Raw genomic sequence first — 15,215 nt, 5'->3', positions numbered from 1 at the left:
CGGCTAGCGGTGCGCGCGCATTTGTCCTAGCCATGCGGCCATGGCCGAATCCTCGCGAATCTACACCGCCGCCCTCGTCGTCATCGGCGACGAGATTCTCTCCGGACGCACCCACGACAAGAACATCGCCCAGGTGGCGAGCTGGCTGCAGATCCAGGGGATCCGCCTCGCCGAAGTGCGCGTGGTGGCGGATGACACGCCAGCCATCGTCGAGGCGGTCAACACCCTGCGGGCCCGCAACGACTATCTCTTCACCACCGGTGGCATCGGCCCGACGCATGACGACATCACTGTCGATGCGATCTCCGAGGCTCTCGGCGTTGACGTGATCGTCCACCCGGAGGCCCGCGCGATCCTCGAGAAATACTACGAGACGCGCGGCGGCCTGACCGATGCGCGCCTGCGCATGGCCCGCACGCCCGACGGGGCCGACCTGATCCCCAATCGCTACACCGGCGCCCCCGGCATTCGGCACGGCAACATCTTCATCATGGCCGGCGTGCCCAGCATCACAGCCGGCATGCTCGATGCCCTTTCCGGCCAGCTCGAAGGCGGCGCGCCACTGCTATCGGAAACGATCGGCTGCTGGGTCGGCGAAAGCGACGTCGCGGACCTGCTGCGCGAAACGGAGAAGACGTTCGAGACCTGCCAGATCGGCTCCTACCCGTTCTGGCGCGAAGGCCGCACCGGCGCCAATTTCGTTATCCGGTCGATCAGCGCCGATGACCTGGCGGCCTGTACCCGCGCACTCGTCCGGGGCCTGGAAGCCATGGACCGCCCCGCCGTTGCCGGTGGAATCTAGGCCCGCCATAGCGGCCCTGCTGGTCTCGCTTCTCCTCGACGGCTGCGCCGACACCTCACTTGATCGGTTCGAGAGGACGCTGGCTGCGCGGGACAGCGCAACCCTGGCACTGAAGGACTGGTGCACGGCAAAGGGAATCGGCGATCCTGCGCACATCAGTGCAAACCCGGTCCGCAATGATGATGCGCCCCTGCCTTCGGACGCACTCGATCTGCTGCGCGTGGATGACGCGGCGAGTCTGAATTACCGCCATGTCCGGCTCGACTGCGGCGGGGTAACGCTTTCGCAGGCACACAACTGGTTCGTGCCCGCGAGACTGACGCCGCAAATGAATACGGCCCTGCACCAGACCGACACGCCCTTCGGCAAGGTTGTCGCCCCGCTTCGCTTCACCCGCCAGCGTCTCGCCGCATTGCGCGGCCGGGCGGAAGGTTGCCCGCAAGGGACGATCCTGTCCCACCGCGCCATCCTTTACCTGCCTGACGGCAGCCCCATCAGTCTCGTCGTCGAATGTTATCAGGCCGCTGCGCTGGACATTCCGACCGACGCAGGTCGCAGGTAAACGAAGCGGAAGTCCCCTCGCTCAACGTCTGCGAGGGTGTGCTGAGAAAAATGCAAGAGCCCGTCCAGGCCATGCTGAAAGACCCGCGTTCCACCTTCGCGCGCCAGCACGCTCTGGTCTTCCCATCCGTCAAGGAACAACTGACTGTTCGCCTTCAGCCAATCGACCAGTTGCTGCACGCGTGGGTCGCCGACCGACTTCGCAAAATCCCGGCGGAACTCGGCAAGAATGCGCCGCGCGCGCATGTCATGATCGGGCAGGAGATCGCGCGCCGCCGGGTGGGTGAAGACATAGACGAGGAGGTTTGGGGCCACGTCACCTTCGTCGAAAAGCCCGGTAAAGAGGCGCCGCGCTGCGCCATTGGCCACGCAGACGGTCCAGGCAGGGTCTAACGCATAGGCAGGCCAAGGCAGGGCATCCACGAGATGAGCCAGTGCATCGGGGGCGGAGGACATCGCCTGCGCCGACGGTGGCCGCGACGGATCGTGCCGCTGGGCCAGTTCGAACAGATAGCTGCGCTCGGCCGCCGACAGATTCAGCCCATCGGCGAGACGCGACAATGTCTCTGCCGAAGGCCTGACGTCCCGGCCCTGCTCGATCCACGCGATCCAGGTCGTACCGATGGCAGCGCGCGCTGCAAGTTCCTCGCGCCTCAAACCCGGGGTACGGCGGCGGCGACCATGACCTTCAGGAGCAAGGCTTTGCCTTCTGGCACGGACGAAGGCTCCGAGCAGTGCGCGTTGGTCAGAGGATGGCATGATTCTATTTATAACAGGATAATGATGTCCATTGTAACAGGCTAATGAAGCGATGAAGGCGGTCTGACAAGGAGACTTTCCATACCAACCGACCATTTCGACCTGATCGACCGCCAATTTGGCTTAAATGCGCAATCATACGTCACCAGTATGGTTCACGCACAGGCCAAGGACCTCGCTCGAATTGCCGCAATCGCCCAGACTTACAGGCCCACTCGCGCGCTGGACCTGGGGGCGGGAGGCGGCCATCTGAGTTACGCCGTTGCACCCCACGTGCGGGAAGTCGCCGCCTGCGACCTGTCCGCGCAAATGATCGAGCAGATCGCCCGCGAGGCGGAGCAACGGAACCTGCCAACGATCCGTACGCAAGTGGCAGCGGCCGAAGACCTGCCCTTCGCCGATGACTCATTCGATTTTCTGGCCTGCCGCTTTTCAACCCATCATTGGCACGACGCCGTGCAGGGCATTCGCGAAGCCCGGCGCGTCCTTTCCCCGGGCGCGGTAGCGGTTTTCAGTGATGTCGTCGCCCCTGCCCTGCCCCTCGCCGACACCTTCCTGCAAGCCGTGGAACTGCTTCGCGACCTGTCGCACGTGCGCGACTACACGGCCCTGCAGTGGACCGCGATGCTGGAAGGCGCCGGATTTCGGGTCCGCACCGTGACGACGGGGCGCTTGCGGATGGACTTAGCCGACTGGACGGGCCGCATGCGCACGCCCCCGCAGCGATGCGCCGCGATCCGCACCCTGCAGGCCGCTGCCTGCCGCGAAGTTGCGCAGCACTTCAAGATCGAGGCGGACGGCTCGTTCACCATCGACACCTTGCTGATCGAAGCGGACTGAGGCCGGAAGGCTTCAGACAAAGAAAAGGGCCGGCAAGGTTTCCCTCGCCGGCCCGTTCCTAACCGTTTGTCCGGTCCTGAAGGAATCAGGCGCCGGCAACCTCGGTCGTGTCGATCTTGAGGCCGGGGCCCATCGACGAGGACAGCGAGATCTTGCGAACGTACTTGCCCTTGGCGCCCGAGGGCTTGGCCTTGACGATCGCGTCGACGAACGCGTCGAAGTTCTTCTGCAGGTCGGCGTCCGAGAACGACATCTTGCCGATGCCGGCGTGGATGATGCCCTGCTTCTCGACGCGGAACTCGATCTGGCCGCCCTTGGCGTCCTTCACGGCCTGCTCCACATTCGGGGTGACGGTGCCCAGCTTCGGGTTCGGCATCAGACCCTTGGGGCCCAGCAGCTTACCCAGACGACCGACGACGCCCATCATGTCCGGAGTGGCAATGACGCGGTCGTAGTCGAGGTTGCCGGCCTGCATGTCTTCCATGAGGTCCTCGGCACCCACCTTGTCGGCGCCGGCAGCCAGAGCGGCCTCGGCCTTGTCGCCCTTGGCGAACACGGCGACCTTGACGGTCTTGCCGGTGCCGGCCGGGAGCGAAACCATGCCACGGACCATCTGGTCGGCGTGGCGCGGGTCGACGCCCAGGTTCATCGCGACTTCGACGGTCTCGTCGAACTTGGTGGTCTTGAGTTCGCGCAGCAGCGTCAGAGCCTCACCGACGGGGTAGTGCTTCTGGTTGTCGCCCAGCTTTTCGGTGAGCGTCTTCTGCTTCTTGTTCAGCTTTGCCATGGAATCAGCCCTCCACCACTTCGAGGCCCATCGCGCGGGCCGAGCCTTCGATGATGCGGGTAGCCGCTTCGATGTCGTTGGCGTTGAGGTCCTTCATCTTGATCTCGGCGATCTCGGACAGCTTCGAGCGCGCGATCTTTCCGGCCGAAACCTTGCCGGGCTCCTTCGAGCCGGACTTGAGGTTGGCGGCCTTCTTGATGAGGAAGGTGGCAGGCGGGGTCTTGGTGACGAACGTGAAGCTGCGATCCGCATAGACCGTGATGATGGTCGGGATCGGCATGCCCTTTTCCATCTCCTGCGTGGCGGCATTGAACGCCTTGCAGAATTCCATGATGTTCACGCCGCGCTGACCCAGGGCAGGGCCGATCGGCGGAGAGGGATTTGCGGCGCCGGCAGGCACCTGCAGCTTGATGTAACCTTCGATCTTCTTGGCCATGAGGCCGCTCCTTTCACACTTTCGCGCCAGACCCCGCGCAAATCCGCGAGATCGGGCACTCATGTTTAGCGGTATGACGGATGCGCCAAGCATCCTCCCGCCGGGAATCGCATCGGCAAGGCCGATCCGAAGGGCGCGCCCCTAAACGATATCGGGAGAAAAGGAAAGCATGAGTTGTATGGTCCGACGGCGCTCGCCGGACCGCCTGATCAGACAGGACTGGCCATACCTGCGCCGATGTTCCGCCTGCGGCGCAGCCAGGTGCGCCGGATCGCGCGGCGGCTCGGCTGCTCGACCAGGCGATAGCACAGGTCCGCGAGGATGAGGACCGTGCCTGCGAATGCAGCGATCACGACGAGTTGCGTCGTTCCTTTTCCAGGCAATTCACCGAGCCGTGACTGGAAAAGTTGCAGGACCGGCATGTGGATCAGATAGATCCCGTAGCTGCGGTCTCCCAACCACTGCATGGGTGCACTGCCCATGAAAGGCGCGCGCAAGCTCAGCAGCAGGACGGCGGGCCAGGCATAAAGCGTAAGCGGCAGCAGCGAACTGCGCCCGCCCATGTCGAGAGCAAGCCCGAAGGCCAGCATGCAGACCAGCAGCGCACTCGACGCCTGCGACAGTCGCGCGCGGCAATGCCACATGACTTGCCCAAGAAAGAAGCCGAGGAGCCCGCGCGGCAGACCGTCACCGACCCACGGACCGCCAGCCCGCCCCTGCAGCACGAAATGCGCGAGGGCTCCCACGATAGCAAACGCCGTCACCAGCCGCAGTGTCCTGCGGCCACCCGCCGCGCCCAGGGCGAAGAGCACGTAGCAAATCACCTCAACCGAAATCGACCAACTCGGCCCGTTGAAAGTATGGGCAACGGGCTGAACGAAAGCCTGCAGCATCATCAGATGCGCCCCGAAGGCGATTGCGGTATTGCCCGGCGCCGTGAAGAACAGGGCAGCGCAGACCAGCAGCGTCAGCAGATGCAGGGGATAGAGCCGGGCAAAGCGTGCGACGGCAAAATCCAGCAACCCGCCGCGGGTCAGGGGTTGACCGCCCTCTTCCGCGTTCTCTCCCAGATAGACATGCGCGAAGATATAGCCGGAAATGAGGAAGAACAGATCGACGAGAGTCCAGCCCCAGTCGTGAAACCAGTCATAGAGACGCGGCTCGTTTCCATGCATCCCCGGGAGGAACAGCTGCTGCGCGTGGTAGAGAAATGCGACACCGCAGGCCGCCAGCCCGCGCAATCCGTCGAGACGTATCAGCCTCCCGACATCGCGCCCTGGCCCATCTGCCGCCCGATCCATTTCAACTCCTCATTGACTGGCGGCTCTTAGCCCCTGCTCGGTAACGCCCGGGTTAAGCCGACATCGCGCATATCGATGCGGCCGCGCACAAGTCGCCGGGTCGGCACCTCGGCAAGCAGATAGAGAAGTTCGGACGCGATCAGGACGGCCAGCCCGTAAAGGAGGGTCGCCCCGAGCATGAACCAGCCGCTGCCTTCCTGCCTGCCGATGATCCGCACGATCAAATCGAGCAGGGGCACATGGACCAGAAAAATCGCGTAGCTGCGATCGCCCAGCCAGAGCAGGACGCGGCTTTCCAGCAGCGGAATGCGCAGGGCCAGCAGCAGCAGGGACGGCCAGGCAAGGAGACTGAGCGGCAGGAGCGGGCTGACGTTGCCCATATCCAGCGCAATCGCGAGCACGAAGATGACCGAAAGCAAGAGCGGGGAGGACTTGCGAAGCTCAACCCGTCGCCGCCACAGGATCTGGCCGATGAAGAAGCCAAGAATGCCGCGCATCAGCAGGTCCTGGTTCCACGGCCCTCCCGGCAGACCGAAAGTGAGGACGAAGACCGTACTTACGAAAATGGCAGCGACCGAAAACTTGAGCAGCGTCGGTCGTCCGGCATGAAGCGCCAGCCCGAAGAAGCCGCAGCAGATCGCCTCGACCGATAGGAGCCACGCGGCAGGGTTGAAGGACTGCACTGCCGGCTGCACCAGTCCCTGCAACATAAGCAGGTGGGTCAACAGCGCGGCCTCGCCATTCTGCGGAGCGCCCCAATAGAGCGCGGCGCACAGTATCAGCAGTAAGAGATGCAGGGGATAGAGCCGCGCCACGCGGCCGAAGGTGAACGACACCAGTTCATCGCGACTGCCAAGCCCTCGCCCCCCGACGTAGATGTGCGCGAAGATGAAGCCGGAGATGACGAAGAACAGGTCGACGATGCTCCAGCCCCAGGCATGAAGCCAGCCGATCACCGGTCCCGCATGGTCGAACGAGCCTGCCGCGAAGAGGGCCTGCGCCTGGTAGCCAAGAACAATGACCAGAACGGCAATGCCGCGAAGGCCGTCGAGTTGCCCCAATCGGACCACGCCCCCTCCAAACGCGTCGTGCGTTTGTCGCATCTTCGATTCCCCCGAATGTTCCGAACAGGGTAGCGATCGATTAGTTAATATCGCGCTAAGCGATATATAAATCTATGATAAATATAGAAATTTGCTGTCATTGCCTGCGTTATTCAATGCAAAAAGGGCAATTGCGGATCATTGCATACTGAGGTATATAGCATGGTATGAAAAGTGATGATACCAAGGCTGAAGACTTGATTGCCGAGCTTGGATTCCTGTGTCTGGGAAGCCGATTTCGCCGACTTGGCGAACGTTTGCAGACAGGCGTGTCCGAACTGGCAGGGCTGGAAGGCATCACCCTGCAACCCGCCCAGTTTCCCATCATTGTCGCCCTGGAACACGGACCGATGACTGTCGGCGCGCTGGCCCGGCGCCTTGACCTGAGCCAGCCCGGCATCACCCGCGGCATCGGCAAGCTGCTGGCCGAGGGGCTGATCGAGCCGGTATTGAACGATGGCGACCAGCGCCTGCGTGCCTATGCCCTGAGCGAAGCCGGGCGCACACTTCTCTCCCGCGTTCAGCTCCATGTATTCCCGCTTGTGCAGCGCGCCGTGGCCGACTTGTGCGAAGGCCCTCCGGACGACCTGCTGGGCCATCTCGCTCGCCTCGACCAAGCCCTGGAAAGGAGCCCGTTCGAACAGCGCCTGCGCGCCATGCGCAATCAAGGGATCGGAGCATGAGCGAGCATGTCCTCGACCGTCTCATCTGGAATGCCCTGACCGGCGAGCAGGCAGGATATGCCATCGGATCGGGCAAGGCCCGGCGCTACCGTCCGGACATCGGTCCGCTCGCGGCAACGCAGGACCGTTCGCCGGAGAGCCAGGCGGATCTTTCCGCTCTCATCCGGAAGCACGGCGCCCTATTCATCGTCGAAATGGAACAAGAGGCCGGGCAAGCGATGGAGCCCGAAGGAACGCGCGTGACCAAGCGCCGCCAGGGAATCCAGCTCGTCTTTACGGGGAACCGCCCTGCCCTCGACGATACCGCCATGGTAAAGCTGACCCGCAGCCACTACCCGCAGATGCTGGCATTGGCACGGCTGACCGAACCCGGCCCGTTTGCAGACAGTACCGCAGACCTCGGACAGTTCTGGGGAATATTCGAAGACGGCAGGCTCGTCGCCATGGCCGGGCAACGCATGCGGGTTCCCGGCTTCGTCGAAGTCAGCGGCGTCTGCGCCCTGCCTCAAGTGCGCGGCCGCGGCATTGCCTCGCGGCTGATGCGCAAGGTTATCGCCGATATCCTGGAAGAAGACCGCGTGCCGTTCCTGCACAGCTATGCGGACAATGAAAGCGCGCTGGCGCTTTATGGGCACCTCGGCTTTGCCGAACGCGCCCGCGTCTGGATGACGCTGTATGACGCCGCACCCTGACAGGCGCGGCGCCGGAACGGATTACTTGCTGAGTTCGACGTGCTCGAAGTCGAGCTCGACCGGCGTGGCGCGGCCGAAGATCGACACCGAAACCTTGACGCGGTTCTTGTCGAAATCGAGTTCTTCGACGATACCGTTGAAGCTGGCAAACGGACCGTCGAGGACCTTCACCGAATCGCCGATCTCGTAATCGATGTTGATCTGCTTGCGCGGCTCTGCAGCAGCGGCCTCGGCGGCACCGAAGTAGCGCGCGGCCTCGCTCTCGCTGATTGCCTGCGGCTTGCCGCTGGATCCCAGGAAACCGGTGACCTTCGGGGTGTTCTTCACGAGGTGATAGACGTCATCGTTGAGCGTCAGCTTGGCGAGGACGTAGCCGGGCATGGTCTTGCGCTCGACCTGCACCTTCTTGCCACGCTTCACTTCGGTGACGTTCTCGTGCGGGACCTGCACTTCCTCGACGAGCTGCGACAGCCCCATCCGCTCCGCCTCGGCCAGGATCGCTTCCTTAACCTTGTTCTCGAAGCCGGAGTAGGCGTGGATGATATACCAACGGGCCATGGTTCTCTCTTCTTCCGGTTTTCAGGCGATCACAGCAGCGACAGAAGCGAGCTGACGACCCAGCCGAACAGCGCGTCGATTCCAAGAAAGAACGTGGCGAGCAGCACCGTCATGATGCCGACGAAGATCGCCGTCGTCACAGTTTCCTGGCGCGAGGGCCAGTGAATCTTGGAGGCTTCTGCGCGCACCTGCCGGATGAATTCGCCGGGAGTGGTCTTGGCCATGTCAGTTGCTCTCGTGTCTCTTGCCTGATGCCTGAGAAAAAACTCTCATCTCTTCCGGCTAGGGGACATCGCCGCCCCGGCCGGGGCCGGGAGGGGCAAATGTTATCCGCTTGTCGGAAGGAAGATGCGACTTAGCTTCCGTCCACCGGATTTGCAAGGTCTGCCGGTATGGCAAGTCGTGCAAGGAACGAGTTGGACGTGCTGTAGAGGATCCGGGCCCCGTCCGGCAGCGCCACCGGCTTCGCCCTGCCGATGTACCACAGGTACTCGGCATGGAGCGCGGGACGGAACTTGCGCAGGTCTATCCGCTGGTTCGAGGAGTAGAGGATGCGCTGCGTCGGATCGGCAAAGCGGAAAGCGGTCTCGCGCATCGTCAGCATGTGCACGTCGGGCAAGGCGAAGTTGGAATTTTCCATCGCGCTGCGCCGGACGACGGCATAGCTGCCGAAATGCTCGAAGGGACCGAACAGCCACTGGCTGCGCGGGATCGCCACGGCCGTCGCCACTTTCGCGCCCTCGGGCATGTAGTCGAGCGCGGCGATCATCTGGCGCGCTGTCTGCGCGTCCTGGTACCAGACCACCGACGTGATCGCGAGGCGGCTCGTGAACAGGAGGCCTGAAAGCGCCAGGCCCCAGCGCGGCGCAGGCCAGTTGATGGCAAGGCACGCGACGAGGAGCGCCGTCGTGCTGAGGCGATAGTCGGCATAGTCGCCGCCGAAGATCTGCCGCGGCACCACCAGCGTCAGGCCGAAGAGGATAAGCGCCGCCCAACCCATGCGCCCGTCGATCCGGCGGGTAACGAAGGCCACGAACAGGACCAGCGCCAGCACGGCCACGCTGGTCACGTCCAGCAGGTAGTCGTAGCTGCGCATCGCCTTGTAGAGGATGCCCCATTTGTACTCGAGCACACCGCCGCCGTAGGACACCTTGGAATTGGCGCCCATGCCAAGGAGCATCGGGACAAGCGGGAAGATCAGCGGCCAGGGCTTGAGGAACGGGCGCCAGTCCAGCCAACCGCGCCGCTTGGTCCATTCATAGCCGAAGACCATGACGCCCAGCACGCCCCAACCCGAAACATGGCAGAGCCACACGACGAAGCCCACCGGGATGAACAGCAGGCGCCGCGTCCAGGGGCGCTCGTCAAGCTGCGCCCAGACCGCAAACGCGAACAGCGCAAGCGCGACCGAGAGCGAGTAGTTGAGGAACCCCATCAAGAGCGAGGGCGACCAGATCGTCGCGAAGGCCAGGATGGCGCCTACGCCGACGCGGCGGCGGAGCGTCCAACTGACCGAAATGATCGAAAGCCCGGTGAGAATCGGGATCAGCGCGACGATGATGCGACCCGCCAGTTCGATCCCGAACAGCGGCGCCATCGGCACCATCAGCAGTTCCACACCGAGGTTGCCGGTCCATTCCCACTTGAACTGGAAATACTTGGTCAGGAACGGGTCGCGCCCGTGATCGACCATGATCTGGTAGCCGGCGAGATGCGAAGGATAGTCGGTCATCTGCGGCGTCCACGCCAGCAGGGCCGGCAGGGCTGCAAGGAATGACAGGAAAATGCCAAGCCAGAGCGCTTCGTCGCGTTTCAGTCCACCTGACGCGCTTGTCTCGACCGTATTGTGCCGCGCGGTTCCGTGCATCTGCGACTGAATCTTCCCCGATACGCCACCAAGAACGTGAGCCCCGGATGGACCATACGGTCCGAGTCGCAGGACGCGGCCCTCCTAATCGTCACAAGGCGATTGGCAAGCCTGCCAGCGATACAGCCGATTTCCGCTCGCCGCAAATTCCCATCGCATGAGCGCGTGGCGAATCATCGCCCCATGAGGGGAAAGCTTCGAACTCAACGATTTTCGGGAAATTTGGCAGGAGTGGCAGGATTCGAACCCGCGGCCCTCGGTTTTGGAGACCGATGCTCTACCAACTGAGCTACACTCCTGCGGGCGCCGTGGCCTCTAGATGGAGCCGCGACGGATTACAAGAGTGTCCTTACAAGATATTCGACGCCACAACGATTTGCTAAGATCCCGCAAGGCAATACCGCCAGGAACAAGGCCTCGGAAACCACCGTGCACGCACCGCGAACCGCGAACATGATCGAGCCCGAACTGCTCATGCTCGCTTACCGCAGCGGGATTTTCCCGATGGCGGACAGCCGCGACGATCCGGAAATTTTCTGGATCGAGCCGCGCCAGCGGGCAATTCTGCCCCTCGACGGCTTCCACCTGTCGAAGTCGCTGGCACGCACGCTGCGGCGCGGCCGCTTCACCGTGACCTGCAACGAGGCGTTCTCGGACGTGATGGAAGCCTGCGCCGCCCCGCGCGCCGTGCGGGAGGATGACGACGAAGGCGGCAGCTGGATCAGCCACCGGATCCAGGACAGCTACGAGAACCTGCACTTCCTGGGCCATGCCCATTCGATCGAATGCTGGCAGGAATCGGCAGACGGCAGCGGGCGGCAACTTGTCGGGGGGCTCTACGGCGTCGGGTTCGACCGGGTGTTCTGCGGCGAATCGATGTTTTCGCGCGTGCCCGATTCGTCGAAGGTCGCCCTCGCCTGGCTCGTTGCGGCGCTGCGCCGCGCAAGTGCCATCCTGCTCGATTGCCAGTTCATCACGGCGCACCTCGCCTCCCTCGGCGCGGTGGAAATGCCGCAGAAGCGCTATCTGACGTTGCTAAAAGCCGCTCAGTTCGCGCTGGAATCCGATGCGGAAGCAGTCGGGCTCGGGGACGGCGCAGGGGCCGGAGTCGGCGCGGGGCTGGGCGCAGGATTGGGCTCAGGCGTGCTTTCGCTGCCGGAAGGCTTCGCCGCATTGCTGGAGGATGCAGCCGAAGCGGGACTGGCGTCCTGCCCCGGGAAGCTCATCGCGCAGGACTTGACCCAGACATCGTAAACCGGGTGCTCGACCACGTTGAGGCCCGGCGAATTCTTGAACAGCCAGCCTGAGAACACCTTTTGCCAGGCGAGCTTTTCCTTCGAGGTCCTGCGATCTTCCACGAAGACCTGGACGAAGGCGCCCTCTTCCTGCGGCTTTTCCCAGGGCAGCGTCTTTTCGCAGGTCGCGACCTTGACCACGAGGTTACCGATGCGCCGGGTTTCGCCCGGCTTCATCTTGAGATCCTGGGTCAGGTTATTGCGCTTGTTGAGCACGCCGAGAGTGACGACACGATCCTTGTTGGGCGTACCGATCCGCTGGCCCTGAACGGCCTGGGCAGGGCCTGCCTGCATGCCGGCCAGCGCCTCGGGGACGCTGGTGTCTTCGGCTTCGGGTTCAGGTTCGCCCCTGCACCCGGCAAGAGCCAGAAGGCAGGCAGTCAACGCCAGCGCGGAGATTCGTGAGCCGCGGGCCCGCATCACTAGGCTTCAGGCGTCCGGCGACCAGGCTTCATAATCGCCGGTGGCAGCCGCACGCCTGCCGCCACGCTCCAGCGCGCCCTGCGGCAGGTAGGCCTGCGCCGTGCCGGTGGCGTTCGGCGTATAGTCGACTTCCCAGATCCGCGGCGGCGGCAGGTGGCTTTCGGGGACACCGTCATAGGAGTGATGCAGCCAGCCATGCCATTCGGCCGGCACGCGGCTTGCATCGTTGGCGCCGGCGTAGATGACCCAGCGGCGCTCATAGCCTTCGGTGGTCTTCGTCTTGTCGCCCTTCGAGCGATAGTACTTGTTGCCCTGCGCGTCGGTTCCGACGTGCTCGCCGTGACGCGAGCTCCAGAGCGAGGTTCCGATGGTCGCACCATCCCACCAGGTGAAGATCTTCGACAGGATTCCCATGAGCCGCGCGTTAGCGCCCTTCGCCCGCGATGCCAAGCACGTTGAAGCGCTTTGCCCACCGGGCAGCGAGAAAATTCGCGGCCAGGCGAGGACATAAGAGCCGGATCGACGGACCCGGCGCCCTAGATGGCTGCGCCCTGACCCCGCTTCACCGCAGCGCGACCACCACTCGCCGCTGATTTTCCGTCATTTGCAGCCGTTCATCTGGCGTTGTGGATCGTGACACGATGGAGCGCGTTCCATTCGCGAAACACGCAGAGCAACGGAGGTGATCCACCATGCGTAAAGCCATCATCGCCGCCACCATGGCGGCTCTCACTGTCCCCACCGCCGTCGTGACCGCGACCCCGGCCCTCGCGAAGCAGCGGCATTATCACAGGACCGACAACGGCATCCGCTACTGGCGGGGCGATAATGGCCGCTACTATTGCAAGAAGTCGGACGGAACGACCGGACTGCTCATTGGCGGCGTTGCCGGTGCCCTCATCGGACGCGCCGTCGATGGCGGCCGCGACAAGACGGTCGGCACGATCATCGGCGCTGGCGCCGGTGCCCTCCTCGGCCGCGAGATCGATCGCAATTCGAGCCGCCCGGCCCGCTGCCGCTAAGACCTGATCCGCACGGAATTCATCCGACGGACAAACAAAAGGCGCCCTGGCCGAAACCCCGGGGCGCCATTTTGTGATCATTGCCTGATCTCCGACACCTATAGATGCATGCCGCCACTGGCCTCGATCACCTGACCGCTGACCCAACCTCCTTCTGGTCCGCACAGGAAGGAAATGACGCGGGCGATGTCCTTGGGCTCTCCCACCCGCTTGAGCGCCGCGGCTTCTGCAAGGACCTGGACGGTGTCCGGGTCATTGAACAGGCCCGGTGCGAAGTCGGTCATCGTCGCGCCCGGAGCAACGGCATTCACGGTAATGCCGCGCGCACCCACCTCCTGCGCCAGCGAACGGGTGAAGTGGTCCACCGCCGCCTTGCTCATCGCGTAGGCAATGCATGAGGCATAGGCCGTGCGCGCCACCATCGATGACAGGTTCACGATCCGCCCCCCGTTCCGCATGCGCCTGAGCGCTTCCTGCGTCACGAAGAACGGCCCCTTGGCGTTGACCCGCATGGTCAGGTCGAACAGCGACTCCCCCGTCTCTTCGATCGAGGCCATTTCCCCGATCCCCGCGTTGTTGACCAGAATGTCGAGGCCATCGGCCATACCGTCGAATTGTGCGAACATCGCATGGATCGCGTCGAGCGAACCGACGTCACCCTGGACGGCAAAGGCTTGCCCGCCCCTATCCGCGATCGTGGCAACGACTTCATCGGCGGCAGCGGCGTTGCTACGGTAATTGATGCAGACCTCGGCGCCCTCGGCCGCCAGGGCGAGAGCGACTTCCCGGCCGATGCCGCGCGATCCACCCGTAACCAGGGCGATCCTGCCCGCCAGCTTGCTCATTCGATTCTCCCGAAAGTTTGATACGCCAGACATTGGCGCGCATTCGGGATCGCATGCTAGGTTGCAGGCACGAGCCTGACACCTCGCCTATTGCGCAGAAGATGCGGGGCCGCGGCGCTTCACCACTCGACCTTGTCGCCCGGCTCGATCCCCAACTCGGCCGCCCGGCCGCCATTCAGCTCGAGCACGCCGCTTGCCATGCCGACAGCCGGCAGCGGCGTTTCGTCGTAGGGCACGGCGTTGGCCGCGATGTTGAGAATGCGGTGATCGGTGCCGATGAAGATGATGTCGAGGGGGATGACCGTGTTGCGCATCCAGAAGGCCGGCCGGCGTGGCGGGTCTTCGGGGAAGATCATCCCTTCATCCGGCCCCATCTCGGTTCGGAACATGAGACCCTTGGCCTGCTCTTCCTCGGTCTTCGCCACTTCAACGCTGAACTTGTGGACCTTGCCGTGCGACTTGACGATCAGCGGCACGACTTCGAGCCCCGATATGGGATGAACCGCAGGCGCGGCCGACTTGGCGACGGCCTCCTGCCCGCCCTGGGAACACCCCCCGACGATCATCAGGAACGTGGCGGCAACGGCAGTGAAAGCTTTGTTCAGGCGCAAGAATCTTCTCCGGAAACCGACTCGACCCAGTCCTCGACCGCGTCGGGATCGTCGGCATCAACGATCTGCCGGGCGATGTCGAGCCTGTGTCCGGCCCGCATCATCGCGGCAATCTGCTTTTCCCGCTTCGCCATGTCCGGAACCTGAATGGCAAACGGCCCGAAACGCCTGCGCCGTGCCAGTACCAGCGCGGCCCGGCGCTGTTCCAGCTCACCCGGCCGGAAGTCCCCGGCGATATCGTCATCCACTCCGGCGACCTGCAGCACCTCGCCCACGCGGCGCGCGCCGTAGCCCCGGCGCAGCAGACTGCCCGCCTTCATGCGCGCCCAGCTTGCATCGTCGACATAGCCGCGCTGCGCGTATCGACCGACCAGGTCATCGAGTTCGGGAGCGTCATCGTCTTCCCATCCCCGCTCGCGCAGCTTGCGCTGAAGATAACTGCGCAGTTTTGCTTGCGTCGTTGCAAAGCGCGCGACATAGGCCAGCGCCAATTCCTCGAGGCGGGCTTTCGTCAACGGTTGTGGATTGCGACGCTTGGAAGACATGTTGCCCTATTCGTGCCACAGTCGGCTCAGAATGGGGAGAGCGCGCGGAATTTGGTCGTTGAAGGCAGCTATCTAAGGTTCAGGT

Annotated in this window: 19 protein-coding genes, 1 tRNA gene and 1 pseudogene; 7 read left to right on the top strand and 14 right to left on the bottom strand. The window is 63.6% G+C overall.

Annotated features, from left to right (window positions below; genetic code table 11):
• The first annotated feature begins 40 nt into the window (after window positions 1-40).
• On the top strand, window positions 41-802 hold the full coding sequence (locus PP1Y_RS15350) for a molybdopterin-binding protein (protein ID WP_013833046.1): 762 nt from the start codon (window positions 41-43) through the stop codon (window positions 800-802).
• Entirely contained in the window at window positions 792-1,364 is a 573-nt protein-coding gene (locus PP1Y_RS15345; RefSeq protein ID WP_051010042.1) for a hypothetical protein, read from the top strand. The genes PP1Y_RS15350 and PP1Y_RS15345 overlap by 11 nt, the downstream gene beginning before the upstream one ends.
• Here PP1Y_RS15345 and PP1Y_RS15340 read toward each other — a convergent pair.
• Window positions 1,319-2,122, bottom strand: coding sequence for a helix-turn-helix domain-containing protein (locus PP1Y_RS15340; RefSeq protein ID WP_013833045.1), 804 nt, complete (start codon window positions 2,120-2,122; stop codon window positions 1,319-1,321). The genes PP1Y_RS15345 and PP1Y_RS15340 overlap by 46 nt on opposite strands.
• A 150-nt stretch (window positions 2,123-2,272) precedes the next feature.
• Here PP1Y_RS15340 and PP1Y_RS15335 point away from each other — a divergent pair, with 150 nt between their 5' ends.
• Window positions 2,273-2,962, top strand: a complete 690-nt coding sequence (locus PP1Y_RS15335) for a class I SAM-dependent methyltransferase (protein WP_013833044.1) — start codon at window positions 2,273-2,275, stop codon at window positions 2,960-2,962.
• 85 nt (window positions 2,963-3,047) lie between these two features.
• Here PP1Y_RS15335 and rplA read toward each other — a convergent pair whose 3' ends face one another.
• The 4 genes from rplA to PP1Y_RS15315 form a co-directional block, all read right to left on the bottom strand.
• Complete coding sequence (rplA, locus tag PP1Y_RS15330) at window positions 3,048-3,749, bottom strand: 50S ribosomal protein L1 (RefSeq protein WP_007011714.1); 702 nt, start codon at window positions 3,747-3,749, stop codon at window positions 3,048-3,050.
• Between the two features lie 4 nt (window positions 3,750-3,753).
• The gene (rplK, locus tag PP1Y_RS15325; protein ID WP_013833043.1) at window positions 3,754-4,185 is read right to left on the bottom strand and encodes a 50S ribosomal protein L11; all 432 of its coding nucleotides are present in this window, start codon (window positions 4,183-4,185) and stop codon (window positions 3,754-3,756) included.
• Between the two features lie 209 nt (window positions 4,186-4,394).
• Window positions 4,395-5,486 carry an acyltransferase gene (locus PP1Y_RS15320; RefSeq protein ID WP_013833042.1) on the bottom strand — a complete coding sequence of 364 codons (1,092 nt, stop codon included), beginning with the start codon at window positions 5,484-5,486 and terminating at the stop codon, window positions 4,395-4,397.
• Between the two features lie 26 nt (window positions 5,487-5,512).
• On the bottom strand, window positions 5,513-6,589 hold the full coding sequence (locus PP1Y_RS15315; protein ID WP_013833041.1) for an acyltransferase: 1,077 nt from the start codon (window positions 6,587-6,589) through the stop codon (window positions 5,513-5,515).
• Window positions 6,590-6,858: 269 nt separating this feature from the next.
• Here PP1Y_RS15315 and PP1Y_RS15310 point away from each other — a divergent pair, with 269 nt between their 5' ends.
• Both PP1Y_RS15310 and PP1Y_RS15305 read left to right on the top strand, forming a co-directional pair.
• Window positions 6,859-7,272, top strand: coding sequence for a MarR family winged helix-turn-helix transcriptional regulator (locus tag PP1Y_RS15310; protein ID WP_232512707.1), 414 nt, complete (start codon window positions 6,859-6,861; stop codon window positions 7,270-7,272).
• The gene (locus tag PP1Y_RS15305) at window positions 7,269-7,964 is read left to right on the top strand and encodes a GNAT family N-acetyltransferase (RefSeq protein ID WP_013833039.1); all 696 of its coding nucleotides are present in this window, start codon (window positions 7,269-7,271) and stop codon (window positions 7,962-7,964) included. Before PP1Y_RS15310 ends, PP1Y_RS15305 begins: the two co-directional genes overlap by 4 nt.
• Before the next feature lie 21 nt (window positions 7,965-7,985).
• Here PP1Y_RS15305 and nusG read toward each other — a convergent pair whose 3' ends face one another.
• The 4 genes from nusG to PP1Y_RS15285 all read right to left on the bottom strand — a co-directional run bounded on the left by nusG (window position 7,986) and on the right by PP1Y_RS15285 (window position 10,688).
• The gene (nusG, locus tag PP1Y_RS15300; protein WP_013833038.1) at window positions 7,986-8,522 is read right to left on the bottom strand and encodes a transcription termination/antitermination protein NusG; all 537 of its coding nucleotides are present in this window, start codon (window positions 8,520-8,522) and stop codon (window positions 7,986-7,988) included.
• A gap of 29 nt (window positions 8,523-8,551) precedes the next feature.
• Window positions 8,552-8,746: a preprotein translocase subunit SecE gene (gene secE / locus PP1Y_RS15295; protein ID WP_007011721.1), complete on the bottom strand. Its 195-nt coding sequence runs from the start codon at window positions 8,744-8,746 to the stop codon at window positions 8,552-8,554.
• Between the two features lie 131 nt (window positions 8,747-8,877).
• Window positions 8,878-10,389, bottom strand: a complete 1,512-nt coding sequence (locus PP1Y_RS15290; RefSeq protein WP_013833037.1) for a hypothetical protein — start codon at window positions 10,387-10,389, stop codon at window positions 8,878-8,880.
• 223 nt (window positions 10,390-10,612) lie between these two features.
• Window positions 10,613-10,688 (bottom strand) — tRNA-Trp (locus tag PP1Y_RS15285).
• A gap of 154 nt (window positions 10,689-10,842) precedes the next feature.
• On the opposite strand from PP1Y_RS15285, the gene aat reads away from it, so the two are divergent.
• Entirely contained in the window at window positions 10,843-11,643 is an 801-nt protein-coding gene (gene aat / locus PP1Y_RS15280; RefSeq protein WP_013833036.1) for a leucyl/phenylalanyl-tRNA--protein transferase, read from the top strand.
• Window positions 11,644-11,678: 35 nt separating this feature from the next.
• On the opposite strand, the pseudogene PP1Y_RS26375 reads toward aat, so the two are convergent.
• Window positions 11,679-11,861: pseudogene (locus tag PP1Y_RS26375) on the bottom strand (DUF2155 domain-containing protein); the annotation flags it as partial.
• A gap of 252 nt (window positions 11,862-12,113) precedes the next feature.
• A complete protein-coding gene (locus PP1Y_RS15270; protein ID WP_007011724.1) occupies window positions 12,114-12,521 on the bottom strand; it encodes an NADH:ubiquinone oxidoreductase subunit NDUFA12 in 408 nt (135 codons plus the stop codon).
• 278 nt (window positions 12,522-12,799) lie between these two features.
• Between PP1Y_RS15270 and PP1Y_RS15265 the strand changes: the two genes are divergently transcribed.
• Window positions 12,800-13,129: a glycine zipper 2TM domain-containing protein gene (locus PP1Y_RS15265; RefSeq protein ID WP_041558901.1), complete on the top strand. Its 330-nt coding sequence runs from the start codon at window positions 12,800-12,802 to the stop codon at window positions 13,127-13,129.
• A 98-nt stretch (window positions 13,130-13,227) separates the two neighbouring features.
• Here PP1Y_RS15265 and PP1Y_RS15260 read toward each other — a convergent pair whose 3' ends face one another.
• The 3 genes from PP1Y_RS15260 to PP1Y_RS15250 form a co-directional block, all read right to left on the bottom strand.
• Complete coding sequence (locus PP1Y_RS15260) at window positions 13,228-13,974, bottom strand: SDR family oxidoreductase (RefSeq protein WP_041558900.1); 747 nt, start codon at window positions 13,972-13,974, stop codon at window positions 13,228-13,230.
• 119 nt (window positions 13,975-14,093) lie between these two features.
• Window positions 14,094-14,540 (bottom strand): DUF192 domain-containing protein, encoded by a 447-nt coding sequence (locus tag PP1Y_RS15255; RefSeq protein WP_013833033.1) that lies wholly within the window; start codon window positions 14,538-14,540, stop codon window positions 14,094-14,096.
• A 35-nt stretch (window positions 14,541-14,575) separates the two neighbouring features.
• A complete protein-coding gene (locus PP1Y_RS15250) occupies window positions 14,576-15,130 on the bottom strand; it encodes a regulatory protein RecX (protein WP_013833032.1) in 555 nt (184 codons plus the stop codon).
• Window positions 15,131-15,215: the final 85 nt, after the last annotated feature.

The sequence above is a fragment of the Novosphingobium sp. PP1Y genome (assembly GCF_000253255.1).
Classification (GTDB): Bacteria; Pseudomonadota; Alphaproteobacteria; order Sphingomonadales; family Sphingomonadaceae; genus Novosphingobium.
The sequence above is the reverse complement of the archived record's forward strand: the minus strand, read 5'-3'. Positions and strand labels throughout refer to the sequence as shown.

What these genes read in the sequence shown, in the direction of transcription:
- PP1Y_RS15260 (WP_041558900.1), bottom strand. Translation starts at nt 13,974, where the DNA reads ATGAGCAAGCTGGCGGGCAGGATCGCCCTGGTTACGGGTGGATCGCGC.
- PP1Y_RS15335 (WP_013833044.1), top strand. Translation starts at nt 2,273, where the DNA reads ATGGTTCACGCACAGGCCAAGGACCTCGCTCGAATTGCCGCAATCGCC.
- PP1Y_RS15350 (WP_013833046.1), top strand. Translation starts at nt 41, where the DNA reads ATGGCCGAATCCTCGCGAATCTACACCGCCGCCCTCGTCGTCATCGGC.
- nusG (WP_013833038.1), bottom strand. Translation starts at nt 8,522, where the DNA reads ATGGCCCGTTGGTATATCATCCACGCCTACTCCGGCTTCGAGAACAAG.
- rplK (WP_013833043.1), bottom strand. Translation starts at nt 4,185, where the DNA reads ATGGCCAAGAAGATCGAAGGTTACATCAAGCTGCAGGTGCCTGCCGGC.
- PP1Y_RS15265 (WP_041558901.1), top strand. Translation starts at nt 12,800, where the DNA reads ATGCGTAAAGCCATCATCGCCGCCACCATGGCGGCTCTCACTGTCCCC.
- secE (WP_007011721.1), bottom strand. Translation starts at nt 8,746, where the DNA reads ATGGCCAAGACCACTCCCGGCGAATTCATCCGGCAGGTGCGCGCAGAA.
- PP1Y_RS15315 (WP_013833041.1), bottom strand. Translation starts at nt 6,589, where the DNA reads ATGCGACAAACGCACGACGCGTTTGGAGGGGGCGTGGTCCGATTGGGG.
- PP1Y_RS15255 (WP_013833033.1), bottom strand. Translation starts at nt 14,540, where the DNA reads ATGATCGTCGGGGGGTGTTCCCAGGGCGGGCAGGAGGCCGTCGCCAAG.
- rplA (WP_007011714.1), bottom strand. Translation starts at nt 3,749, where the DNA reads ATGGCAAAGCTGAACAAGAAGCAGAAGACGCTCACCGAAAAGCTGGGC.
- PP1Y_RS15270 (WP_007011724.1), bottom strand. Translation starts at nt 12,521, where the DNA reads ATGGGAATCCTGTCGAAGATCTTCACCTGGTGGGATGGTGCGACCATC.
- PP1Y_RS15290 (WP_013833037.1), bottom strand. Translation starts at nt 10,389, where the DNA reads ATGCACGGAACCGCGCGGCACAATACGGTCGAGACAAGCGCGTCAGGT.
- PP1Y_RS15340 (WP_013833045.1), bottom strand. Translation starts at nt 2,122, where the DNA reads ATGCCATCCTCTGACCAACGCGCACTGCTCGGAGCCTTCGTCCGTGCC.
- aat (WP_013833036.1), top strand. Translation starts at nt 10,843, where the DNA reads ATGATCGAGCCCGAACTGCTCATGCTCGCTTACCGCAGCGGGATTTTC.
- PP1Y_RS15250 (WP_013833032.1), bottom strand. Translation starts at nt 15,130, where the DNA reads ATGTCTTCCAAGCGTCGCAATCCACAACCGTTGACGAAAGCCCGCCTC.
- PP1Y_RS15320 (WP_013833042.1), bottom strand. Translation starts at nt 5,486, where the DNA reads ATGGATCGGGCGGCAGATGGGCCAGGGCGCGATGTCGGGAGGCTGATA.
- PP1Y_RS15305 (WP_013833039.1), top strand. Translation starts at nt 7,269, where the DNA reads ATGAGCGAGCATGTCCTCGACCGTCTCATCTGGAATGCCCTGACCGGC.